The sequence below is a fragment of the Rhodomicrobium udaipurense JA643 genome, assembly GCF_000636015.1.
GTDB classification, from domain to species: Bacteria; Pseudomonadota; Alphaproteobacteria; order Rhizobiales; family Rhodomicrobiaceae; genus Rhodomicrobium; species Rhodomicrobium udaipurense.
On sequence record NZ_JFZJ01000007.1, the window covers coordinates 37,060 to 61,351 of the forward strand.

Here is a 24,292-nt window from a genome sequence, read left to right on the forward strand (position 1 = left end):
ATGCTCAGACCGCGCCGTTCGCGAAAGTTGCGGCCAAAGCATTGGCGATGGCCTGATCCTGGTCCGAAGCGAGCCCGCTGATACCCACCGCGCCCGCGATTGCCCCGCCCGCCGTCTTCAGGACCGCGCCGCCCGGCAACGCGGTGAGTTTCTCGTCGCAAAACCACGCGATCTCGACGCCGTCCGCCGCGAGCTTTGCCTTCACCGCGTCCGTGTTGGCCTGCATTCGCGCGGCCGAATACGCCTTGCCCTGCGAGATCGCGATGGAGCGCAGCGGCGATCCCTCCGCGCGAGCAAATGCCAGAAGCGCGCCGGACGCATCGCAGACCGCCACGCAGATGGGCTTGCCGTAGTCAGCGGCGGCTTTGTCGATGGCGAGCCGGATGAGATCCGTGGCGCGGGCGAGCGTAAGTTCGGTCATGGTCGTTTCCTCCGTCCTTTCCGCCATGATATGCGACGCGCGATAAGGAAAAACAGCGGCCTCAGCTTTTGCGGAGCGCCGCCGCGCGGATTTCGGAGAGCGATTGCTTCGGGTTGATCGCCTCGGGATCGATGCGCAATTCGAGGATCGATGGCAGACCGGAAGCGCGCGCTTCCTCGAAGGCCGCAGGGAAATCCTCCGTCCGCTCGACCACAGCGCCGTGTCCACCGAACGCGCGCGCATAGGCGGCAAAGTCGGGATTCCGCAGCGAGGTGCCTGATACGCGCCCCGGATAATGCCGCTCCTGATGCATGCGGATGGTGCCGTACATACCATTGTTCACGACGATGAAGATCACGGGCGCCCCATGTTGTACGGCGGTGGCAAACTCCTGCCCCGTCATGAGGAAATCGCCGTCGCCCGCAAACGTGACGACCGTGCGCCCCGGATGCACGAGCTTCGCCGCGACGCCCGCCGGAACGCCGTAGCCCATCGAGCCGGATATCGGCGCGAGGCCCGTGCCGCATTCGCGATAGGTGTAGAAGCGATGGACCCAGGCGGCGAAATTGCCCGCACCGTTGGCGATGATCGCGTTGCCCGGCAGCGTCTCGCGCAAATAGGCCACCACCTCGGCCAATTGCAGCGCGCCCGGCGTCTTTTCCGGCGCGATCCACGCCTCATAGTCCGCGCGCGCACTTTCGCGCCATGCCGCCCAGGCCGCGCCGTCGAGCGGCTTCATATCCTCCAGCGCGTCGGCGAAGGCGTGCGGTCCGGCGTTGATGGCAAGGTCGGCCTGATAGACGCGGCCAAGTTCCTCCGCGCCCGCATGGATGTGGATGAAGGGCTGCTTCGGCTTCGGGATGTCGAACAGGGAGTAGCCCTGGCTCGGCATTTCGCCGAGGCGCGGGCCGACCGCGATGATGAGGTCGCTTTCGTCGATACGCCGCTTCAGCGCCGGATTGAGCGAGATGCCGAGGTCGCCGACATAACACGGGCTCGTATTGTCGAAATAGCTCTGACGCCGGAACGAAGCGGCGACGGGTAAACCCGAGTGTTCCGCGAACGCCTTCACCTTGAGCGCAATGTCCTTGTCCCAGCCACCGCCGCCGACGATCATCAGCGGGCGCTCCGCCGCCGAAAGGCGTTTGCGAAACTCCGCCATCTGCGCACGGGCCGGCGCCGCTTCCACGCGACTGTATGGCAAGGCGTCGGCCACGGTGGCGCGCTCGCGAAGCACATCCTCCGGCACAGCCAACACTACCGGACCCGGCCGCCCGCTCGTCGCGGTGGCAAACGCACGCGCCACATATTCCGGGATGCGCGCCGCCTCCTCGATCTCGGCCACCCACTTCGACACCTCGCCGAACATGCGCCGGTAATCGATCTCCTGAAACGCCTCGCGGTCGCGCATGGAGCGGCCGACCTGCCCGACGATGAGGATCATCGGCGTCGAATCCTGCCGCGCCACGTGAAGCCCCGCGCTCGCATTCGTCGCGCCCGGCCCGCGTGTGACCATGCAAATGCCCGGCTCGCCCGTCAATTTGCCGTAAGCCTCCGCCATCATCGCCGCGCCGCCTTCTTGCCGACACACGATGTACGGCATATCGCGCTCGTGATCGTAAAGCGCGTCCAGCACCGCGAGATAGCTTTCGCCGGGCACACCGAAAATCATCCGCGCACCATGCAGACGAAGCTGGTCCGCCAGAATCCGTCCCCCGCTTCTCGATATCTCGGACACGCAACCTCCGGTTTCTCTCGTGGCGCCCTATATTTTGGAGGGCATCGCGCGTTTGCAACATGGGGCCGATAATGTGGCTAACGGCTGGATCTCGTTCCGGTCGCGCCGATTCGGCCCAAACCGGTCGTTTACGGCGCCCTTATTCCTTGCCGGGATGCGTTAAGCGCGGGTAACAAGGCAATTAACAGAATCTAAACCACGAACCGGCTAGGTTGCGCACTTGGCTTAAGTGCGCCTTCGCCAAAAGGAGCCATCCATGAAATTTTTCGTCGATACGGCCGATGTAACCGAAATCCGCGACCTCGCGGAAAAGGGACTGCTCGACGGCGTAACCACGAACCCGTCGCTCATCGCCAAGACGGGCCGCAACTTCCTCGAAACGATCCGCGAAATCTGCGCCCTCGTGCCCGGTCCAGTCAGCGCCGAAGTGTCGTCCACCGACGCGGAAACGATGATCGCGGAAGGCCGCAAGCTCGCGCGCATCGCTGAAAACGTCACCGTGAAAGTGCCGCTGACGTGGGACGGCCTCAAGGCCTGCCGCACGCTCGCGAATGAAGGCACGATGGTGAACGTGACGCTGTGCTTCTCCGCCAATCAGGCGCTGCTGGCGGCGAAGGCTGGCGCGAGCTTCGTGTCGCCGTTCGTCGGCCGCCTCGACGACATCGGCGAGGACGGCATGGGCCTGATCCGCGACATTCGGCAGATCTACGACAACTACCCCGATTTCGGCACGGAGATCCTTGCCGCCTCGCTGCGCAGTCCACACCACGTGACGGAAGCAGCCCTCGCGGGCGCCGACGTTTCCACCATTCCGCCCTCCATCATGAAGATGCTCGTCAATCATCCGCTCACCGAGAAGGGTCTCGCGACCTTCGTCTCCGACTGGGCGAAGACGGGCCAGACGATCCTCAACGATGACGACCTGCGAACCGTCTGACGCATGCCTGGAGGAGCGTTCCGCGCTCCAGCCCTCTCCCGTCGAGGGAGAGGGCATTTTCGCGCCTGACGACCTGGCCCACCCGGACGGATCGGATTGCGACGATGCCTACGGCCCCGAAACCTGCACCGCGCCCGACGTCCGCGATGCGGTGGCGGGCTGGCTCGCCTACCTTCGTGACGCACGCCGCTATGCCGACAACACGCTCGAAGCCTATGAGCGCGACTCGCGGCAGTTCCTCGCCCACCTCGCGGGGAAGGACGCACGGCCCGTTACGCTCGCGCGGCTGAACGCGCTGACGCCCCACGATTTCCGCAGCTTCCTCGCCGACCGGCGCGACGATGGCGCGCAAAGCCGCTCGCTCTCGCGCACGCTTTCGGCGCTGCGATCGCTGTTCCGCACGCTCGAACGGACAGGCGCGCTGCAAAACCGCAGCATCCTCGCCGTCGCCCTGCCGAAGCTGCCGCCCCGCCTGCCGAAGCCCGTCACCGAAGCGAAGGCTAAGGAGGTGGTCGACGAGGCGGCGCTCGACGGCGAGCTCTCCGCGCATCCATGGACGGGCGCGCGCAATCAGGCTGTGCTGCTGCTGCTCTACGGCTCGGGCCTTCGCATTTCCGAGGCGCTCGGCCTCAACCGCAAGGACGCGCCGCTCGGGCCGCGCGATGTGCTGCGCATCAAGGGCAAGGGCGGCCGCGAACGCCTCGCGCCGGTGCTTCCCGTCGCGCAGACCGCCATCGCGGATTATATCGAGCAGTGCCCGCACAAGCTTGAGCCACAGGGGCCGCTGTTCGTCGGCGTGAAGGGCGGGCGGCTCAATCCGCGCATCGTGCAGCTTCTCCTCGCGCGCCTGCGCACCAACCTCGCCCTGCCCGCGACCGCCACCCCGCACGCACTGCGCCACTCCTTCGCAACCCACCTCCTGAGCCGGGGCGCGGACCTCCGCGTGATCCAGGAATTGCTGGGACATGCCAGCCTTTCGACTACCCAGGGTTACACGGCGGTTGACCGCGACCGCCTCTTTCAGGCTTACTCGAAAGCGCACCCGCGGGCGTAAGTTGTGTACACTTGGCTCGCGCGAACCTTAACGACACGTCTCGGCTGACCGAATCGCGTATGCGCGCCGGAGGTGTCTCGTAAAGAGAGGGCGCGATGGGCATCCTACTGACAGTCGCCAACCGCAAGGGTGGCGTGGGCAAGTCGACGATCACAACCATGCTCGCGCATGGCTTCGCCGCGACGGGGGAGCAGCGCGTGCTTGTCGTGGATCTCGACACGCAGTGCAATTCCTCGATCATCCTGACCGGCGGCGAGAAGTGGGACTGGGCGCGGCGCGACCAGAAAACCATCGCCGACTTCGTCAATGAGCGCTACGACCGCCCGCGCCTGCGCCCGGACGAGTTCATCCTGCACGACGTGGGCGACATCGAAGCGCCGGTGGGCCAACTCTCGGTGCTCTCCGGCTCGCTCGACCTCGAAGACGTGGAGAACGAGCTTCTGCACAACCGCGCGCGCGCCGGGCAAGACCTCCATGCCGCCGAGCAGGGCATCATTTCGCGCTTCGGCACGATGCTTGAGGAATTCGCCGATGCGTTCGATGTCGTGATATTCGACTGCCCGCCGGGCCTTTCCTTCTCGGCGCGGGCCGCGCTGCGGATTGCACACAAGGTGATCGTGCCGTTCCGCCCGGACTTCGTGTCGAGCTACGCCATCGACCGGATATCGACGGTGATCGAAGAAGGCAGCGACCTTCACACCGTGCTTTCGGTCCCGAAGGAAAAGCGCCGCTATATCGGGCTCGTAAACTTTTGGCGCGACGGCAATTTCCAGCGCCTGCATTACGGCAATGTCGCCGCCGCGCATCCCGTTATGCGCACCGCGATCCCGCAGGACGACGGCATCGCCGAAGCCTTTGAATATCGCGGCGAGCCGCTTTCGCTCGACGAGAAATACGGTTCGGCGGCAAGCGTGGTGCGCGCGCTCTGCGGCGAAACCGTCGATTCGATCATCACGCGTTATGAGCGCGAGGCCGCAGCATGAGTGAAGCGCAGACAAAGGCGCTGCTCCTGAAGCTGCGCGCACTGTTCGACACCATCGCCAAAGAGGCCGCGACGAACCCCGCTTTCGCCCGGCAGGTCGAGGCGTCGCTCCACAGCATCATCGACCGCGCCGCCGCCGAGGCGAACGCCGAAACCATCGCCCGCCGGTTCGCGCCCTCCCGCCGTGCGTCGTCGCCGCCGCCGCCGCCATGGGCGTCTCCGGCCCCGTCATATCCGCCCGCGTCGCCGCCCCGCGTAGCGCCCGCTCCATCCACGTGGAATCCCCCATCGCCCCTAGCCAGAGGCACACCGGACAGCCCATCCATGCTGGACGGCGTGACATTCGATCCGCTGGAATGCCATATCGAGGCGGCGGTGATGGGCGGCCGCGAGCAGGAGGCGCGCGCCTTTCTGGGGCGACTCGACCGTTCGCAGCTCGAAGAGGTTGTGAAGGCGCAGCGTCTGCCCGGTCAGCGGTCGCTGACGCAGGCCATTCGCGATGCGGAACAGACGTCCGCCGTGAACGCCATCGTGGACAGCGCGGCCGAGCGCGTGAAGCGGCGGTTTTCCGCCACCGGGTAAGACGATGTCGAGCGTCTTACCCGTCGCTTGAGGCGTGCGACAAGCGGCGTGGACGCCGCCGCTTGTCATGAGGCTCTGTCTACTTCAAAGGCTCGTAGCTCGAACTGCTGCCGAGGCGATAGTTCAGGCCGATCTTGGCGGTGTGGAAGGACGTCTCCGGGCCTTCGATCGTGCCCGCGGCGCTCGAAAGATCTTCCTTGCCGAAGTCGACATACTGATATTCGCCCTTCAGCGACCAGTTCCCGGAGACCTTGTATTCAATACCCGCGCCAGCGGTCCAGCCGGTGCGCGTATCGTCGTTCGAGAACAGGACGTCGGCATAGGTCAGCTTCTGGTTCACGCCGCCATAAGCGAAGCCGCCCGTACCGTAGAGCAGCGTGTTGCCGAAGGCGTAACCGAGGCGGCCGCGCAGCGTGCCGAACCAGTCGGTGCTCTCCTTGCTCGCGTAGTCGTCGGACTTGCCGGTGATCCGCCCGGCCTGAAGGTCGGTTTCAAGGCCGTAGACGAAATTGCCGCTTTGGAAGTTGTAGCCGATCTGACCGCCGCCGAAACCGCCTGAGACGTCGCCGCGCATTGTATCGTCGTCGCCAGCGCCCCAGGCGTAGCCGCCGTTGACGCCGACATAGAAGCCTGCCCAGGTGTTGGGCTGAACGATCGGCGGCGGCGGCGCGTATGTGGTGGGCGCGGGCGCGCGATAGATGTCGGCGGCGTTGGCGCCGAGCGGCACCGTGACCGCAGCACCGATGATCGCAAGACAGAGAGACCGATAACGAACTGTATGCATTTTCCGAGAATCCCCCTCAGCGGAGCGCGTCCGAAAAGACCGCTCCCTTGATGTCGGATGGTTAAGCGTTGATGAAAACAACAGCCGAACTTGGGCGATGGCAAGGCACGAGCAAGGTCAAGCGGCGAAAGAGGCGGCGGCGCGGGGCTGAAGGCGCGAACGAGCCGCCGAAAACTCATAGAAAAACAGAGGTATAAGCCTTCGCCCTGCCTCCGTCCCGATTGCGTTGCATGCGGGCCGGAATGCCTGCCACCCGCCGACGTTGTACGTCACACCTCGGATCGGCGTGGCTCGACGGCCACCTCCACCGGCCCAGCTTCGACCGGCACGCCGCCATTATCGAGCGCTGCATGCAATTTCTGAATGTCGAGCTGCCCTTCCCAGCGCGCGATAACGAGTGTCGCCACCGCGTTGCCGATAAAGTTGGTGAGCGCGCGGCATTCCGACATGAAGCGGTCAACGCCGAGGAGCAGCGCCATCCCCGCGACGGGGATCTCCGGCACGGCCTGAAGCGTGGCCGCGAGCGTGATGAAGCCGCCGCCCGTCACCGCCGCCGCGCCCTTCGAGGTCAGCATGGCGACGCCGAGGATGAGAAGTTCATGCTGGAGCGTTATATGCGTGTTCGTCGCCTGCGCGATGAACAGCGTCGCTAGCGTCATGTAGATGTTCGTGCCGTCGAGATTGAAGGAATAGCCGGTCGGGACCACCATCGACACCACCGGGCGCGATGCACCGGCCGCCTCCATCTTGCGCATCAGCGCGGGCAGCACGCTTTCCGACGACGACGTACCGAGCACAATCAGCAGTTCCTCGCGCAGATACCGCAACAGCTTGAAGATGTTGAAACCGACGAGTTTTGCGATAAGGCCGAGCACGATGCTCACGAACAGGAACGCCGTGAAATAGAAGGTGAGGATCAGCCCGACGAGATTGCCGAGCGATTGCACGCCGTAAGCGCCGATGGTGAACGCCATCGCGCCGAACGCGCCTATGGGCGCAAAGCGCATGATCATGCCGACGATGCTGAACACGAGGTGTTCCACCAGGCGAATGCCCTTCAAGACCGGCTCGCCCTCCTTGCCCATCGCACTCAGCGCAAAGCCGGTCAGGATCGAGATGAAGAGCACCTGGAGGATTTCTCCGCTCGTCAGCGCCGAGAAGATCGTGTCGGGGATGATGTGGATGAGGAAGTCGACAACCGAGGTGTGCCCGGTCTGCGATGTGATCGATGTCACACCTTTCGTGTCGAGCGACTGCACGTTGACATCGAAGCCGGCGCCCGGCTGGACGGTACGCGCGACGATCAGGCCAAGAACCAGCGCGAAGGTGGACACCACTTCGAAGTAGATGAGCGCCTTACCGCCGACGCGCCCCACGCGCTTCACGTCGCCCATCTGGGCGATACCCACCACCACGGTACAGAAAATCACCGGCGCGATGATCATCTTCACCAGCCTGATGAAGGCGTCGCCGAACGGCTTCATCGAAGCGCCGAGATTGGGGTAGAAGTAACCAAGCAAAATGCCGATGGCGACGGCGATCAGAACCTGGACATAAAGTATCTTGTAGAAAGGTTTCTTCTGCATTGGTTTCCGACCGCGCGAACACCGTGCCGAGAAATCTTGTTTCCAGGCGGTTTGTGCCGAGCGGTTCCCGCGAATTCTGTTCGATTGCCGTCGTCTGCTGACGACGCGCTACCCGATCCCTTCGGGCGAATGGCGCGGCACCCCTTACACCTATGTGCGGCGGCTTAACAGTCATAAAAATGCGAACGTCGCATCCTGTTCAGTCAGCTTTTTCTTCGCGGATAAACTTAAGCCAACGAAAAGGGGCGAAACGGAGCTTCCGTCCGCCGAGCCCTGACTAAACCGCAACGGAGCCTTGATGCAGGCGCACCGCCGCTCCGGCCTCGTTCGCCATCCAGAAGCCAGGGGGCGCAATCTTTCTGCGCGGCCGGGCGCGACTCGAAATGCGCCGACACGAGTCGGATGGCGCGCGCGACAGAAAATGTCGGCATTCCTAAAACCCTACAGTCGTTCCGGGCCGCGCGGCGAGAAGCGAAGATTTGCGAAGCCGCAAGTATTCGCCTCAGGACGCAAGCGGGCGGCACCGTCGCGTCCTGCATAACCGTTCTGATGGCGCATCCCAGCGCGGCCGGTCCCGTCAGGCGACGTTAGCAAGCCGCTGAAGCGCCGCCTTGAGCCGCTCGGCGGCGGCTTCGGCCTCGGCGCGGCGCTCGCGGTTATCCTCCAACACTTCTTCGGCCGCTTTCGCCACGAACTGCTCGTTCGCGAATCGCGCGTCGATCTTGGTGATCTCCGACTCGTGCTTGCCGATCTCCTTCTTCAGCCGCTCGCGCTCGGCCGCAATGTCGATCACACCCGCCAGCGCCAGCGCCATGGTCGCCTCGCCGAGCACGAACTGCGCCGAGCCTTGCGGCGGTACATCCGCGAAGCCGATGTCCGACAGGCGCGCCATGCGCTTCAGGAACGCCTCGTAGCGAGCGGCGCGCGCCTTCGTGTCTTCCGTCGCGCCGGAAAGAGTGAGCGGCAGGAGCGTCGCGGGGGGCACATTCATTTCGGAACGCAGCGAGCGGATTTCGCTGATGAGGTCGATCACCCAGTCGATCTCGGCGAGCGCGGCGGCATCGGTGTCGCGCGCGGGCAACGGCCATGAGGCCAGCGCCAGCAGCGATTCGCGCGCGGGCCCTTCTTCGCCCGTCACCGTCCAAAGCTCCTCGGTGACAAAGGGCATGAACGGATGCAAAAGCTTCAGGATCTCGTCGAGCGCCCAGGCCGCCATCGCCTGCGTCTCGGCCTTCGCGGCTTCGTCGTCGCCCATGAAGACGGGCTTGGCGAATTCGAGATACCAGTCGCAGAAACGGTTCCACACGAAGCGGTACACCGCGCCCGCCGCGTCATTGAAGCGGTACGCCTCGATGGCTTCGGTAACGGCGGCTGCCGTCGCTTGCGACTCGGCGTAGATCCAGCGGTTGAGCGTGAGCTTCACGGCGGCCGGATCGAAGCCCTCCTTGCGCACGCAGCCGTTCATCTCGCAGAACCGCGCGGCGTTCCAGAGCTTCGTCGCGAAGTTGCGGTAGCCCTCGATGCGCTGCATGGAGAGCTTCACGTCGCGCCCCTGCGCCGCCATAGCCGCCATGGTAAAGCGCAGCGCGTCCGCGCCGTAATTGTCCATGACGCTCAGCGGATCGACGACGTTGCCCTTCGACTTCGACATCTTTGCGCCCTTCTCGTCGCGGACGAGCGCGTGAATGTAGACGTCGCGGAACGGCACCTCCTTCTTAAAGTGCAGGCCCAGCATCATCATGCGGGCGACCCAGAAGAAGATGATGTCGAAGCCGGTGACGAGCACCGACGTCGGGTAATAGCGCGCGAGTTCCGGCGTCTCGTCGGGCCAGCCGAGCGTCGAGAACGGCCACAGCCCGGACGAAAACCACGTGTCGAGCACGTCTTCGTCGCGAACAATCTTCAACATCCTTGTTTGGTTCGCGTTCTTTATGGAATCCTCCATTTCCTGCCGATCACCGGCGATGGAAATTTTGATCCCTAGATCCCCCAATGGTCCTGAATTGTAAATTTCTTCGGCTTGTTGAATAGCTTCTTCTTCGTTGTGAGCGACGAAGAGAAAAGACTGAGTGAATTTACCCGGATCTACGGCTGGATGCGGAAGCATAGCCGGTCCATACCAAGCGGGGATCTGATGCCCCCACCAGAGCTGGCGCGAAATACACCACGGCTGAATGTTCTCCAGCCACTGGAAATAAACGGTGCGCCAGTTCTCCGGCACGAAGCGCGTCTTGCCCTCGCGGACGGCGGCGAGCGCGGGCTGAGCCAGCGTCTTCGCGTCGACATACCACTGGTCGGTCAGATACGGCTCAATGACGACATTCGAGCGGTCGCCATAAGGCACCTTCATCAGGTGCGGCTCGATCTTCTCGACTAGTTCCATCTGTGCAAGACGGACAACAACGCTCTTCCGCGCCTCAAAACGATCAAGAGCGTTTAGGCCGAGCAAAAAGTTCCACTCCAAGGGTGTCGGCTTGTCTCGCTTAAGACCCGGATTGCCCGCTATCTTTAGTTTGGCTTCGGCATCAAAGAGGTTGATCGGCTCATCCATCCCGGTGGCGGCCTTGATCTCAGCGCGGTGCCTTTTCCAAACCTCGAAGTCGTCCGTGTCGTGCGCGGGCGTGATCTTCACCGCGCCGGAACCCTGCTCCGGGTCAGCGTGCTCGTCGGCGAGGATCGGGATTTCGCGGCCCACCAGAGGCAGGACGACCGTCTTGCCGATATAGGGCTTCCAGCGCTCGTCCTCGGGGTTCACCGCGACGGCCATGTCGCCGAGCATCGTCTCGGGCCGCGTGGTGGCGACGACGACAAACTTGCGGTCGAGGTTTTCCGCGTCCTTGATCGGATATTTGAAGTAGTAAAGATGGCCGTTCGGATCGCGGTCGATGATCTTGCCGAAGGCAACCGCATCGAAGGGCTTTTCCTCGGCGGTCTTCTCAGACCACGAGAAATTGCCCTTCTTCTCGACCGAGAGCACCTCAAGATCGGAGATCGCGGTTTGCAGCTTCGGGTCCCAGTTGACGAGCCGCTTGTCCTTGTAGATCAGCCCATCATTGTAGAGGTCGACGAAAACCTTGACGACGGCGCGCGACAGCCCTTCGTCCATGGTGAAGCGCTCGCGCGACCAATCGCACGACGCGCCAAGCCGCTTCAGCTGGTTGACGATGGTGCCGCCGGAATGCTCCTTCCACGCCCAGACGCGGCGCAGAAATTCCTCGCGGCCGAGGTCGCGGCGCGACGGCTCCTGCTTCTCCGCCAACTGGCGCTCGACGAGGCTTTGCGTGGCGATGCCCGCATGGTCGGTGCCGGGCTGCCAGAGCACGTCGCGACCGCGCATGCGGTAGAACCGCGCGAGCACGTCCTGCAACGTGTTGTTCAGCGCATGGCCCATATGAAGCGAGCCCGTCACGTTCGGCGGCGGAATTACGATCGAGTACGGCTCCGCCTTCGGATTGACTTCGAGCGCTTTCCCGGCGCGGAAGGCTTCTGCGTCCTCCCAGGCTTTGGACATGCGCGGTTCGATGGCGGCGTGATCGTAAGTTTTTTCCAACATTGGCGTGAGCGCCTGACTTGAATGAGCTTGAAGGTCCGGTAGATGTAGAAAAACGACAAGCGCGCGGCAACCGCTAATGCGGGCCGCGCCGGGTTACCTTGTGCATCGCAGACTGAAAGCCGCGAGGATGCAAGCGAAGGCGAGCCAGCGCTCGCCTATACCTGATCGTCCGGCTTCGGCAAGACGCCGCGCGACGCGATTTCCTCGCGGATGGCGCTTTCGAGGATGCGCGGCATGTTCTCGTTGAGCCACTGTACCAGCATCGGGCGCAGCATCTCGCGGACGGCGGCTTCGAGCGGCCCCGATGCGGCTGGCGGAACCGCGGCGGCCTGAGACGGCGCGGGAGCGGGAGCGGGCGCTTGCGGCGCGACGACCGGCGGCGGCGCGTATGAGGGCGACGGCTCAGTGACAATTTGCTGCGCGTAGGAAGACGGCTGTGCGCCGATGAAGCGGGCCTGCGCAAGCGGCGGCTCCGCCTCTTCGCGCGCGGGCTCCGGTTGCGGCTCCGGTTCCCGTTCCGCTTCCGGCTCGGACGCCAGAAAAGCCGAAGCAGGCTCGTCATGCACCGGCGACGCCACCAGCCATGGCGCGAAATCCGGTCGCGGACCGCGCTCCACGGGAGCCTCGAAACGCGGCTCAAACTCCTGTTCGAAATGATCTTGCTCGACGCTCGGCTCGTCGGTCGCAGCTTCGTCGGCCTGCGCTTCTTCCGAGGGGAGATCCGCGGAGCGGGCCTCTTCAATCTCGCGGAAATACTCCGTCTCGAAGACCGGTTGCGCGGCTTCCGGCTCCGCATCTTCAACCGGAGTGGTGTCGACAGCCTCGGTTGGTGCGTCGATCGAAGCGTCCTCGGACTCCGCCGGGGCGTCGTGCGCAATCTCCGGCTCGGAAGCAGCGGCGGCGTTGCGAGCCTCCGTCTGGTCGTCCTCGTCTTCTTCCGCATCGCGGCGGAAATCGTGGCGCAACACCTCGTCCAGCAAGCTCGGAAGCGGCTGGCCCGAATTGCCCTCGCTTTGGCGCTCGATGGCGCTGGCGAAGCTCTCGGTCACGTCGGCCTTCCGTTCGTCCTCCAGCGCTGCGAAATCGACTTCGCCGGCCTGCGTGAGTTCCTCGGCATCCATCGCGCTGACGGCGTCGCGGGCGAGCCGTTCGGCCAGCATGGCCATCGCCGAATCTTCCGGCTCTGCTGCGGTTGCCTCGTGTTCCGGCGCTGCAACGGTCTGAAGCTTTGCCGCCTCATCGACGCGCGGTTGGATGTCTTGCGGAATGAGCGGCACCGGACCTCCGGCAGGAATGGGCATATGGATGTCTTCGGCCCAGCGCTTCTGCGGCCTCGCGGGAGGCTCCGCGGCCGCGCGCGGCGTCACGGGCAAGGCGGGAGCGGGCGCTGGCGAGCCGGGCATTTCGCGTCGCGACCAGATCGAGCGCGGTGTCGCCTGCGCCGGGCGCGGCTGAGCTTCGCGCGGATCGGCTTCGGGACGGGGGGGCTCGGGGCGATAGGTTTCCGGGCGGGGCGCTTCGGGATGCGGCGTTGCGAGATGCGCGGCGACGCGCTCCATGGGCGGCATGGCCTGCGCGCTTGCGGCCCGGGCGCCAGAATGCGCTTCCTGCGTGGACGCGATGGTGTGGGCTGCGGGTTCCGGTTCCGCCCGCTCTGCCGCTTGGCGATTCGGCTCAACAGCGCCGTGCCGCGAATCAGACGCGGCAGGCTGTGCGTCGAATCGAGTCCGATTCAACGCAGGCTGCTCTGGCGCGGACGAGACGGGAGGCGTCGAAGCCGCCGCCCTTTCCACCGGAAAGACGAGTTCCTCGGTGAGGTCGAGAACATCCTCCTCGACGGGCGCTGCGAGAGATCCGGCTGGTGCGGCACGCGCGCTCTCGGCCGCGGACGGTTTACCGTCGTCGGCGATAATCGAGCGGATGGAGGCGAGGATCTCCTCCATCGACGGTTCGGGAGCCTGATCTGCGCGGTTCATGCCAATCACCCTATACGAGCGCGCCCGCTTCGTGAGCGGGCGCGTTTGACTTATTCCTTCGAAACCAGCCGCATCAGGCTAGTTTCATCGGAACGGCTACGCTACCCGTTTCACGGTATTTGCGGCAGTTTTTGGGTATAAGCGGGGCCATCGCCCGAATCCTGGCTCGGAAGGAGGCCGGGATCCTCGACCGGAGCGACACGTGGGTCTTCCTGGCTTTCGACGGAGGCACCCCAGCCGTACCATGTATCCTTGACCTGGCTGTAATAGCGGGTGGGATCGTAAAGTTCCGCCTGAAGCGAGATATCGGATGCCGTGAGGCGTCCCATTCCCGAAAGCACCGAGTACGACGCCACGACAAGGTCGCGGCGGAAGGACACGAGGTTGACCTGCGCGTTCAGGTTCTGCTGCTCCGAATTCAACACGTCCAGCAGTGTGCGCTGGCCGACGCGCTCTTCCTCGCGCACGCCCTGAAGTGCGATCCGCGTGGCTTCGACAGCGGCCTCGCCAGCGGCGACGTTGCCTTTCGCGGCGATCAGAAGGCCCCATGCCGAGCTGACCTGCTGGCGGGCGATTTCGCGCGCTTCGTCGATCTGCTGACGGCGCTGCGACAGCGTCTCGATCTCGGCGCGAATGCGGGCCGAAACCTCGCCGCCTTCGTAGATCGGGATGTTGAGGTTGCCGACGATGCGCGCATCGTCATACTGGTTGATGAGCGGGCTCTGCGTCTGCGCGCCCTTCGTATAGCTCGCCTCGACGGTGAGCTGCGGCAGGAGTTCGCCCTTCACCTGCTTGACCTGATGCTGCTGCGCGCGCTCGCGAAAGAGGGCGGAGAGAATCAACGGGTTCTCCGACTGGGCGACGGCGATGGCTTCGTCGAGCGTCTTCGGCAGGAGGTTGGTGGCCGGACCGGGGTCGCGAAGCGTTCCCGGCGGATGGCCGATATACTGCGCGAATCGGGCCTGGTCGCCATAGAGCGTGCCTTGCGCGATGGACAGGTCGGCCTGCGACTGGGCGAGACCGGACTGCGCCTGCGCGACGTCGGTGCGCGTCACCTCGCCAACCTTGAAGCGGTCTTCGGTGGCGCGGAGCTGTTCGGCCAGCACCCGCACGTTGCTCTGGCGGAGGTTAACGATGGCCTGATCGCGCACCACGTCCATATAGGACGTTACCGCGTTGAGGAGCATGGTCTGCTCGGAATTGCGCACATCCTCGCGGCCCGCTTCAACGGCGGCTTCAGCGCCCTTGATGTTGTTGTAAGTGCGGAACCCGTCGAATATGTTCTGCTGCACCGCGATCTGCGCCGTGCGGGGATTGTAGACACCGTTAGAGGCTTCCACGTTGCTGAGGGTGCCAACCGAAACGGGCGCCAACCCCGTACCATCCGAATTTATGCTGCAATTCGCGTTAAGGCAGCCAGCGAGCGATCCAGCATCGACGCCGCTGTTGTCATACCGCGTGCGTGTATCGGCACGGCCAGCCTGAAGCGTGGCGTTGACGCGGGGCCTGTAGCCCGCCTTGGCGCGCGCAACCTGGTTATCAGTCGAGCGTAATTGCGCCCTCGCCGCCTTCAGCGTCGGATTGTATAGATAGGCCGCCGTTAACGCTTCCTTGAGGCTCTCGGCGCTGACAGGCGCTCCAAACGCTATGCTCAAGGCCAAGGCCGAGCAAAGGGTCCTGGACGCTCTGACGAAACGGGAGGAAAGACGTTGTAACGGCATGGACTGCTTCCGTTGTTCGAACCCGCACCAACGCATGCACCACATCGTAAAACGCGGCACATGGGAGTGTGCCTGCGGAAAGCTATCCATGAGAAGGCATAAGCAAAAGTAAAATCGCTTCGTAGCCTGTGCATTTTAGAAGCTTTTGCCAAGCGCCGTTGCTCAGTTGCCGCAGCGGCGATGTTTCTGTGACAAGACGTTACGTTCTACGAAAACCCTGCGACGTATTCTTACAATTGTATCAAACTTCGTAGCGATTCGTTTATCGTGGAACCGGCGCCAACTGCCACGACGAACGGCAGATGGCCCGTATTCACCGAATCGATACCCGGAAAAGCCAATCAAGCCGAAAAGCGGCGCAGGGGATCCGATGTCAGGCGCCGTCGCGGCAACCGCAACGCAGCGCGCCCATGATCGGCCTATCCTATTTGATCGAAAAACGCATGAGCGCGGTGATGGTCAGCGGCGCGCCGGGCGGTGGAGCCGGCAGCGGAGAAGCGCGCCTCGATCGAGCGCTTCCGCGTCGAGATCCCGATGGCCTGAAGGTTTCCGCAACGAAGCCGAAAGCATCTTTCCCGAAGGATCGAGACTACGAGCTTACGTGGTGGTGGATGCGGCTCTCGGCGGGTATCGAGGGCGCGGGCGACCTCATCGCCGACCTGCGGCAGGCGTTGGAGCGCGCGTAAGCGCTCTTTGCGGGAGGCGTGTCACTTGCTCGCCTCCCCGTCGCCGCCTCCCCGGCTGCGGCCCCTTGCGTCAAAAACGAGCGCCGCCCGATCTCGCAGCGCCGCAAACCCTTGTTATCGAAGTGCCTTTCCACCCGCAAAAGCTGCGACTGGATGGCGAGGCGATCCTTGGCGCTCGCGCGTGCTTGAAGCCGCAACGCGCAGTGATTAGGTTGCCGCAAACACCTTTCCATCGGGGATCGAACATGACGCAGACGACAGGCCGGTTTTTTGACGATATCGCCAAGTTCATGACGGACGCGGCCGGTGCGGCTCAGGGCGCGCGGCAGGAATTCGAGACCGCCGCACGCAGCCAGGCGGAGCGCTTCTTTCGCAGCATGGACCTGCCGCAGCGCGAAGAATTCGAGGCGGTGAAGGCCATGGCGCTGAAGGCGCGCGAAGAGAATGAGCGCCTTGCAAAGCGCGTCGACGAGCTTGAGGCGGCGGTCGCCCGCTTGCAGGGCGCGCCGACGATTGACGGCGGAACTTTCTGACGCGGCGCGCATCTTTCGGGACTTGCGTTACATCTAGCCGGACGGCGTGAGCGGCGGCTTCAACTCGCCGCACCGCTTCTCGGTTTGCGCCGCCGGTTCGCCGGAATCGATGCTGGGCACTTTATGCCGTCGCTTCGTGAGAAGGCGCGCCTGCGAGAGCGTTCGCCCACGTATTCCACGCAGATGCCGCCCGGACGCGCCGCGGCGTCTCTCCTTGCGCTCGCCCGCAATCGACACATTGGCAACACTGTCAAGTTAACGCCCCTGCCACGATGTTTTCCCCGTGGAGAAAGTGTTGACGCGATTGCGCGTGACAGGCGGATCACCTCATAGGCAGGGAAGCATATGCGGTGAGACCGGGCGATTACGGCGGTTGTCGTAAAGGGGCATGTCTGGAACATTCTCGCCGCAGCTCAGAAGGGAATTGGGATGACCACTGCCGGGCAGGATTACAACCGACTTTCACACCCCGTGGACCTCGTGGAACAGATTGCGTGCGTGCAGGATTGGACCTTCGAGCGTTCGAGCGAAGATGAGTTGACGGTATCCGTAGCGGGCGAGTGGTGCGATTATCATATCTCGTTCAACTGGCGCGACGACCTTGAAAGCCTGCATATGGCCTGCGCTTTCGACTTCAAGGTGCCGCGCAACCGCATACCCGAGATCTATCGCCTCCTGGTGCTGATCAACGAGCAATTGTGGCTCGGGCATTTCGACATCTGGTCTTCGGAAGGCCTGCTGCTTTACAGACAAGGGTTGATGCTGAACGGTGCGGAGCCGACGGCTAAGCAGTGTGAGGCGCTTTTGCAGGCTGCCATCGACACGTGCGAGCGCTATTATCAAGCCTTCCAGTTCGTCGTGTGGGCTGGAAAGCGCGCGGAGGACGCGTTGGCAAGCACCATCTTTGAAACCGAGGGACAGGCGTGACCGACACAGGGCGGACTTCATCGATCTTTCTCGTCGGAGCGGGCCGCATGGGCGGCGCGCTTCTTCGCGGCTGGCTTCGTGCAGGATTTCCGCCCACCGCCATCGCCGTACGCGAGCCGCAACCTTCAGCGCAAATGACCGCGCTTCTTCAGGACAAGGGCATTCCGATGCTCCCCGAAGATGAGCCGGATGTCATGGTTCTTGCGGTGAAGCCGCAGATACTGCCGGAGGTGCTGCCCGAGGTGGTCAACCATGTCGGCCCGCATACGGTGGTGCTGTCCATCGCGGCGGGACGGACGGTGTCCGGCATCGCGAGCCAGTTCCGCGAGGGCACGGCCATCGTGCGCGCCATGCCGAATCTGCCAGCCGAGGTCGGGCGCGGTGTGACCGGCGCTTTCCCGAACGCCAATGTGACGGATGCCCAGCGCGATCTGTGCGACAAGCTTTTGCGCGCTGTCGGCGAAGTTGTCTGGGTCGACGATGAAGGACAGCTCGACGCGGTGACCGCCGTTTCTGGCTCCGGCCCGGCCTATGTCTTTTATCTCGCCGAGTGCCTTGCGCATGCCGCCGAGGAAGCCGGGCTTCCGAGCGATATGGCAATGAAGCTCGCGCGCGCCACGGTTGAAGGCGCGGGGGAACTCATGCACCGCTCGCCGCTCGAAGCCGCGAAACTGCGCGAGAATGTCACCTCGCCCGGCGGCACCACCGCCGCCGCGCTCGCGGTCCTTTCGCAAGACGAGGGGCTCAAGTCACTCATGCGCGAGGCCATCGCAGCCGCAGCGCGGCGCTCACGCGAACTATCGCAGTAGAGCCGCGGGCTTTCACGTACAATTGCGGGCTATCGAATGGGCGGCGGAAGCCGCCCTTATGTTGCGCCCTGTGCATCTGATGACCTCTCCTGCTGCCCGTCATCACAAAAGCGTGCGTAGAACAAAAGAGCGCATGGCTTCAGGTTCCGGCATCGAACGCAACGGATCGGCACCATGAAAAGACACCTCCTGGCGGCAGGCGCGCTCGCGCTTTCGGGCGTCGCCGCAGCTTCCGCGCACTCCTATTTGCAAAACGGCATCTCGATCCTGCATCCGTGGGCACGGCCGACCGCCGAAGCCGCGAAGACCGGCGCTGTGTACCTCTCGCTCAGCAACAGGGGCGATGCCGCCGACACCCTCGTTTCCGCCTCCACGCCAGTCGCGGCCAAGGCCGAGATCCACGAGCACGTCGAGGAGAACGGCGTTCTCAAGATGCGCGCCGTGCCGGGCGGTCTGAAGCTCGCAACCGGCGCTTCCGCCGAATTCAAGCCGGGCGGTCTTCACATCATGCTTTTCGGCCTGAAGCAGCGGCTTGAGGAAGGCACGTCCTTCCCCCTCACGCTGGTTTTCGACAAGGCCGGCCCGATGGCTCTTGAGGTGAGGGTCCAGCGCGGCCAGAGCGGAGATGCGGTGCCCGCCAATGCGTCTGGTTCCCACGGCGCGCATCAATCGGGGGATCACTAAAGCCACTGACGTGTTGATAAGTTTGCGCAGCATAGGCGAAGGCAAAGCGTCTGCGGCTTTTCATCAGGCAGCTTGAAACGAAGCCGCAGGCGCTATCCTGCGGCTTTTCCATTCAGGGAGATTTCGAATGCCCTCCGAAGTAACGGGAAACATGTTGAAAGCAGGCGCGGCGATGCTCGGCTTTCATCTCGACCGGGAAGGGGGAACCTTCTCCCTTCCGCCGCTTCCGTACGACTACAACAAGAACGAGCCTGCCATCGATGGCGAAACCATGCGGCTTCATCACGACCGCCATCACGCGTCCTATGTGCAGAAGTTCAAGGCGGCGGCGTCCAAGGGCGGTGCGTGGACGAAGAAGCCGCTGCATGAGATCTTGGCGTCGCTGCCTTCGGTGCCTGAATCGGTACGCGCGGCGGTTCGGACGAATGCAGGCGGCCATGCCAATCACACCATGTTCTGGCAGATCATGGGCGGCGACGGCGGCAAGCCGACCGGCGAACTGGCGGTAGCCATCGCGCGCGATTTCGGCAGCTTCGAAAATCTTCAGACTGCGTTCAACAACGCGGGCGCGAGCCACACCGGTTCGGGCTGGGTTTTCGTCACCGTTGACGGGGACGGCAAGCTCGGCCTGACGACGAAGCCGAATCAGGACACGCCCTTGATGGATGGCGAGCGCGTGCTGTTCGGCAATGATGTGTGGGAACACGCCTATTACCTGAAATACAATGATCGCCGCGCCGATTATCTGCGCGCGTGGTGGTCCGTACTCGATTGGGACAAGATCGCCGAGCGCTACGAGGCGGCGAAGCGCGGCGCGCTTACCGTTTGACGCCGCACGGAAAGAGGGAGCATGATCTGATCGCACAACCGGCAAACACTTTTGCGGTTCATGCTCTGACGCTGGCCGGTGCGTCGGCTTCCCTGTACAACGCAACTGTGGAAGTCTTGGTTGCGCCGATTTGGAAGACGCGCGTGAGCGGGCGAAATCTGGCACAATCCGAATCGGGGTCGACGCTTGTGTAAAGAGCGATTTCGCCCGTGCCCCTTGCAAGCCTTCTTTTAGATCGATACGTCAAGCTCGAAGCACGGCGCGCGTTCTTCGTACTCCTGATCAAAGAGGAATCGTTTTGGGCCGCCTCCTGGCAACATTCGCGACGTTTCTGGTGCTGCTCATCGGCGCGGCCTTCACCGTGCCCGCTTTTCTGGACTGGAATGCACTTCGGCCGGACATCGAGGAGGCGGCATCGACGCTGTTCGGCCAGAAGATCCGGATCGTCGGCGATATCGACATCGCACTCCTGCCCGAGCCGCATGTGCGCGCCGCGAAGATTGCGACCGATCCCGCGCCGGGCGACAAGCTCGCGCTGAGCGCCGAAGCGCTCGATCTCTCGCTTTCCCTTCAAGGGCTGATCGGCGGCCATGTCGAGGCGAGCCGCCTGAAGCTTGTGCGGCCGGTGGTCATCGTTCAGGCGGCGCGGCGCGGTGCCAGCGGTGCGGGCGCAAGCACGGCGGGCCTCGGGTTGCCCTTCACGGCAGATGTCCGCTCGCTCGAAGTCGAGGGCGGCCGCTTCACATTTGTGCCCGAGCACGGCGCACCCCTCACACTTTCCGGCATTGACGGGAAGGTCACCGCGCCAACGCGCGGCGCGCCGTATCGGGCAAATATCAAGGCCACCTTCGACGACCGCCGCTTCGATCTGAGACTCATGGCCCAGCTCGCGCAAGACGCCGGTATCAAGCTTTCCGGCAGCGCGACCGACCTTTCCAGCAAGACGGTCTTGCATGCGGACGGCGTGCTCCGCGCGAGCTTCTCGCCGACTTTCGAGGGGGCGCTGACGCTGAACGCGCCGAAGACGGCGGGGCTTGGCGCGCCTTTGGATGTGCAGGCCAGCGCCCGCGCTAAAGTCGATCTCGATAGCGCCGCGCTTTCCGATCTCGTGCTGACGCTCGACGGCGCGAACCGCCCGCAGATTCTCGCAGGCCGCGCGAAGATCCCCTTCGCCGGGAACGCACCCGCCGCAATTTCCCTTCAGGCTAAATCGCTCGATGCGGATTCGTTGCTCGCGAAAGCGAGCCCCGCCGCCGGATGGGCCGTCACCACGCAGAAGCGCTGGGACGATACCCGCGCCGTGGCTGACCGCCTGCTCTGGCTTTATCCCGAAACGCCGGTTCGCCTCGATCTCGCGGCTGAGCATGTGCAACTGAAGGACGACTTCATCGACGGCGTGAAGCTCGAAGGGGCGCGCGACGGCAACGTCTGGACGTTCTCGAACGCCGGGGCAAAGCTTCCCGGCGATACGGCGCTCGCCTTTACCGGCACGCTCGCGCGCGACAGCGGCAAGCCGGAACTCGCGGGCAGGCTCTCCGTCGATGCGCGGCACCTCGTGCGGCTCAATCGCTGGATGGCACCAGAAGCAGGCGGCAAGAATCCACTCGCGCGAGCCATCGCCTTCACCGGCGGCCTGAAGCTTTCCGAAAACGTGGCGGCGCTCGAAAACCTTACAGGAATCATCGACGGCTCTCCCTTTACCGGCGGTGTCAGGCTTGACAGCCAACCGGCGCGCCGACTTTCGCTAACTCTTGCGGGCGACAAATTCATCCTCGCTGGCGCGGACGCAGCGCAGGACGCCGAGGCTTTCTCAACCGACGCGTTGAAATCCGCATGGCAAGGGACGCTCGCGCAGCTTGCGCCGTTCTTCGGCGAAGACCTTTCGGACATCAAGAGCGGCGACATCAGCCTCTCCGCTGGCGAGCTGCATGCAAGCGTCATTCATGCGAAGAACCTCGCGGCGCAGATCAGGTTCAATCCGGACCTTGTCACCGTCACAAAGCTGAGCGCTGAGACGCTGGACGGCCTGTCGGTGCAAGGCGAAGGCGTGGTGCCGCTGAAAGCCGCGGCGCATGGCCGGTTCGAGGGGCGGGTCGAGGCGCGCACGCCCGAAGCGGTCGCTCAGGCAGTTGCCGCTCTCGGCATAGCGCCTGAACGGCTTGGCGCGCGAACGCGGATGATGGCGCCGGCCGTGCTCGCGATCAACTACGGCGCGGAGGCGCTGGGACAAGGCGGAGCGGGGCAGATTACCGGCACACTCGGCGATGTCCGTGTCGATGGCCGCGCGCAGATCAAGGGCAATCTCGCCGATTGGCGGACGACGCCGTTCACCGCTCAGATCGGCGCATCGTCAGCCGATGGCAACAAGCTCCTCGCGCTTCTCTATCCGAAAGCCGCCCCGGCATCCTCATCACCGCTCTCGCCCGGCTCACTGAACCTTCGCCTCGGGGGCACATCGCAGCGCTTCGACACCTCGGGCGCGCTCAAGACGCAGCCCGTGCAAGCGCAGATCGACGGCGCAACGGTCATCAAGGAGCAACAGCCTTCGTTCTCGGGCAAGGTCTCCGCGACGGCCCCATCGCCCGAACAATTCCTCTCGGCGTCGCTTCTGGCACTGCTCGGCGCGGACACGAAAGCGCCGTTGCGCGTTGAAGCGACCGTCACGGCGACGCCCGAACGCATCGAAGCGACCAAGCTCAAGGCCGAGTCGGGGCGGAATTCCATCAACGGCACACTGGCCGCCATCCTCGCCGAACAGCTCGGCATCGAAGCATCGTTGAGCGCCGATCAACTGTCGCTTCCGTCGCTGCTCGGTCAGTTCCTCGCGCCCCCGTCTCACGAACCCGCGCCGACCGACCCGGCTCCGCTGTGGAGCGAGCGCCCGTTCAACAAGATAGCGTTCGAGGAAACCTCGGCCCGCATAGCCCTCGGCGTGCGGACGCTGAAACTCAGCGACGGCTTCGCGCTTTCCGACGCGCAGGTTTCCGCCGTGCTCGACAAGGGCCGCCTCGACATCCGCAAGCTCGACGGCAAGGCGCTCGGCGGCACGTTGTCCGGTTCGCTCGTGCTCGACGCCAAAGGCCCCGCCGTCACCGCGACCGCCAACCTCTCGCTTTCCAACGCGGATCTGGCGCAGTTGCCCGCGCAGAGCATTTCGGCGCTCCTGCTGGGCCGCACATCGTTCATCATCAAGGCGTCCGGTCAGGGGCTCAGTCCGCGTGGGCTCATTTCGGTGCTCGGCGGCAAGGGGGCGATCGCGCTTTCGGAAGGGCAACTCGCGAAGTTGTCTCCCGCCGCCGTGCAGAAAAGCGGGGACGATATGCAGGCGGCAGCCGCACCGCTCGCGGAAGACGCCATCGCGCGTAAAGCACAGGACGCCCTTCAATCGGGCGACTTCAAATATCGCAGGCTGCGCTTCCCGCTCGTCATCCGCGATGGAACGCTGGAAATTCCGCGTGCCTCCTTCCGCAATCTCCGCGACGGCACCGTTCGCATGCAGGCCGATCTTGACCTCGCGACGATGCAGGCCGACACCACGTGGCAGCTTGGCGTCAGTTCCGACCGCCGCAAGTGGCCGCCGGTCAAGGTCGTCATCGCGGGGCCGTTGCGCGAGCTAGGTGCCGCGCGACGGTCGGTCTCCGCCGAGGCGTTCGTCCGCGCCGTGCTGGTGCGCAAGATGGAAACCGACATCGCGCGGCTCGAAAGCCTGAGCAGGCCACAGCCCTCCCAGCCCGCCCAAGCGACCCTGCCGCAGCCGGCAGCGACGCCCGCGCAAGCGTCGTCATGGACCACCGCGCAGGAGCCCGCGCCGCGCCCTCGCCGCAAGGCGGATTCGGTCGCGGAGCAACAGCCCGTCGCGGCACCGGCGCGCCTGCCGTCCAGACAAACTGATTTCGAAAAGCGCATTCGCGATATGCTTGCGCCGCAGGGTGGACGCTGATCCGCTATTCGAGAACCTGCGCGCGGTGCTGCCGTGGCGTGTCTCAGATAGACGCCTAGCAAATATTAGTCAGCTTTTCGAGATACGCTGACGCGAGGGAAAAGCCGCTGGCTTCCACGGATAGTCGGCATAGTCGAAAAGACGTCAAGAGGAAGCAATAATCCGCACTCTATCCGTAATACTGGTCGTGTTTCATCAACAAGCCGTCGCCGTGCCGAAGTTCGACATCGGTCGATTTTGTCACGAGTGGCGTCAACTCTTCGCCGAGGCAGACGACGCGCACGGTCGCGTTTGAACCTGAATTCCATGCGGGTAACCTGCTTGGCATACGTGATAGGTGCGAAGCGCATGCCAAGGCGACAGGCAAGGAGAGTTTGTAAATTACGTGGTTTGCTTATCTGAAAAATCCGAAGACAAATGAAATCGCACTGGCGAAGCAATATGGACGACAACGATACTGGCAAGGCCGACCATTGGCGCCGTGAACCGCTTCCGAAACGGTTTCAGTTTCAAGCTCATCATTGCAGAATTTTGGGTAGTTGGCGCACCC

18 protein-coding genes are annotated in these 24,292 nt (G+C 63.9%); 11 read left to right on the forward strand and 7 right to left on the reverse strand.

Going from position 1 to position 24,292, the window contains the following annotated elements:
* Window positions 1-4: 4 nt before the first annotated feature.
* On the reverse strand, window positions 5-421 hold the full coding sequence (locus T281_RS02325) for a GlcG/HbpS family heme-binding protein (protein ID WP_037233556.1): 417 nt from the start codon (window positions 419-421) through the stop codon (window positions 5-7).
* Window positions 422-482: 61 nt separating this feature from the next.
* On the reverse strand, window positions 483-2,159 hold the full coding sequence (locus tag T281_RS02330) for a thiamine pyrophosphate-binding protein (RefSeq protein ID WP_037233503.1): 1,677 nt from the start codon (window positions 2,157-2,159) through the stop codon (window positions 483-485).
* Window positions 2,160-2,415: 256 nt separating this feature from the next.
* Here T281_RS02330 and fsa point away from each other — a divergent pair, with 256 nt between their 5' ends.
* The 4 genes from fsa to T281_RS17335 all read left to right on the forward strand — a co-directional run bounded on the left by fsa (window position 2,416) and on the right by T281_RS17335 (window position 5,714).
* Window positions 2,416-3,096, forward strand: a complete 681-nt coding sequence (gene fsa / locus T281_RS02335; protein ID WP_013417758.1) for a fructose-6-phosphate aldolase — start codon at window positions 2,416-2,418, stop codon at window positions 3,094-3,096.
* Window positions 3,074-4,150 (forward strand): tyrosine recombinase XerC, encoded by a 1,077-nt coding sequence (locus T281_RS02340; RefSeq protein ID WP_245269132.1) that lies wholly within the window; start codon window positions 3,074-3,076, stop codon window positions 4,148-4,150. Before fsa ends, T281_RS02340 begins: the two co-directional genes overlap by 23 nt.
* 95 nt (window positions 4,151-4,245) lie before the next feature.
* The gene (locus tag T281_RS02345) at window positions 4,246-5,133 is read left to right on the forward strand and encodes a ParA family protein (protein ID WP_037233504.1); all 888 of its coding nucleotides are present in this window, start codon (window positions 4,246-4,248) and stop codon (window positions 5,131-5,133) included.
* On the forward strand, window positions 5,130-5,714 hold the full coding sequence (locus T281_RS17335) for a hypothetical protein (protein ID WP_052036933.1): 585 nt from the start codon (window positions 5,130-5,132) through the stop codon (window positions 5,712-5,714). Before T281_RS02345 ends, T281_RS17335 begins: the two co-directional genes overlap by 4 nt.
* A gap of 79 nt (window positions 5,715-5,793) precedes the next feature.
* On the opposite strand, the gene T281_RS02355 is transcribed toward T281_RS17335, so the two are convergent.
* The 5 genes from T281_RS02355 to T281_RS02375 all read right to left on the reverse strand — a co-directional run bounded on the left by T281_RS02355 (window position 5,794) and on the right by T281_RS02375 (window position 15,268).
* Entirely contained in the window at window positions 5,794-6,498 is a 705-nt protein-coding gene (locus T281_RS02355; protein WP_052036934.1) for an outer membrane protein, read from the reverse strand.
* Window positions 6,499-6,767: 269 nt separating this feature from the next.
* A complete protein-coding gene (locus tag T281_RS02360; RefSeq protein ID WP_037233506.1) occupies window positions 6,768-8,084 on the reverse strand; it encodes a dicarboxylate/amino acid:cation symporter in 1,317 nt (438 codons plus the stop codon).
* Window positions 8,085-8,661: 577 nt separating this feature from the next.
* Window positions 8,662-11,637 (reverse strand): valine--tRNA ligase, encoded by a 2,976-nt coding sequence (locus T281_RS02365; protein ID WP_037233507.1) that lies wholly within the window; start codon window positions 11,635-11,637, stop codon window positions 8,662-8,664.
* Window positions 11,638-11,792: 155 nt separating this feature from the next.
* Complete coding sequence (locus T281_RS02370; RefSeq protein ID WP_037233509.1) at window positions 11,793-13,613, reverse strand: DUF2497 domain-containing protein; 1,821 nt, start codon at window positions 13,611-13,613, stop codon at window positions 11,793-11,795.
* A 110-nt stretch (window positions 13,614-13,723) separates the two neighbouring features.
* Complete coding sequence (locus T281_RS02375; RefSeq protein ID WP_052036935.1) at window positions 13,724-15,268, reverse strand: TolC family outer membrane protein; 1,545 nt, start codon at window positions 15,266-15,268, stop codon at window positions 13,724-13,726.
* A gap of 476 nt (window positions 15,269-15,744) precedes the next feature.
* Here T281_RS02375 and T281_RS02380 point away from each other — a divergent pair, with 476 nt between their 5' ends.
* The 7 genes from T281_RS02380 (at window position 15,745) to T281_RS02415 (ending at window position 23,742) form a co-directional block, all read left to right on the forward strand.
* Complete coding sequence (locus tag T281_RS02380; RefSeq protein WP_037233511.1) at window positions 15,745-16,020, forward strand: hypothetical protein; 276 nt, start codon at window positions 15,745-15,747, stop codon at window positions 16,018-16,020.
* Window positions 16,021-16,265: 245 nt separating this feature from the next.
* Entirely contained in the window at window positions 16,266-16,553 is a 288-nt protein-coding gene (locus T281_RS02385; RefSeq protein ID WP_037233513.1) for an accessory factor UbiK family protein, read from the forward strand.
* A 429-nt stretch (window positions 16,554-16,982) separates the two neighbouring features.
* On the forward strand, window positions 16,983-17,480 hold the full coding sequence (locus T281_RS02395) for a type III secretion system chaperone family protein (RefSeq protein WP_013419486.1): 498 nt from the start codon (window positions 16,983-16,985) through the stop codon (window positions 17,478-17,480).
* Window positions 17,477-18,289: a pyrroline-5-carboxylate reductase gene (gene proC, locus T281_RS02400; RefSeq protein ID WP_037233521.1), complete on the forward strand. Its 813-nt coding sequence runs from the start codon at window positions 17,477-17,479 to the stop codon at window positions 18,287-18,289. Before T281_RS02395 ends, proC begins: the two co-directional genes overlap by 4 nt.
* A 174-nt stretch (window positions 18,290-18,463) precedes the next feature.
* Entirely contained in the window at window positions 18,464-18,973 is a 510-nt protein-coding gene (locus tag T281_RS02405; protein WP_037233523.1) for a copper chaperone PCu(A)C, read from the forward strand.
* 127 nt (window positions 18,974-19,100) lie between these two features.
* Complete coding sequence (locus T281_RS02410; protein ID WP_037233527.1) at window positions 19,101-19,802, forward strand: superoxide dismutase; 702 nt, start codon at window positions 19,101-19,103, stop codon at window positions 19,800-19,802.
* A 298-nt stretch (window positions 19,803-20,100) separates the two neighbouring features.
* On the forward strand, window positions 20,101-23,742 hold the full coding sequence (locus T281_RS02415) for an AsmA family protein (protein WP_037233530.1): 3,642 nt from the start codon (window positions 20,101-20,103) through the stop codon (window positions 23,740-23,742).
* Window positions 23,743-24,292 lie beyond the last annotated feature (550 nt).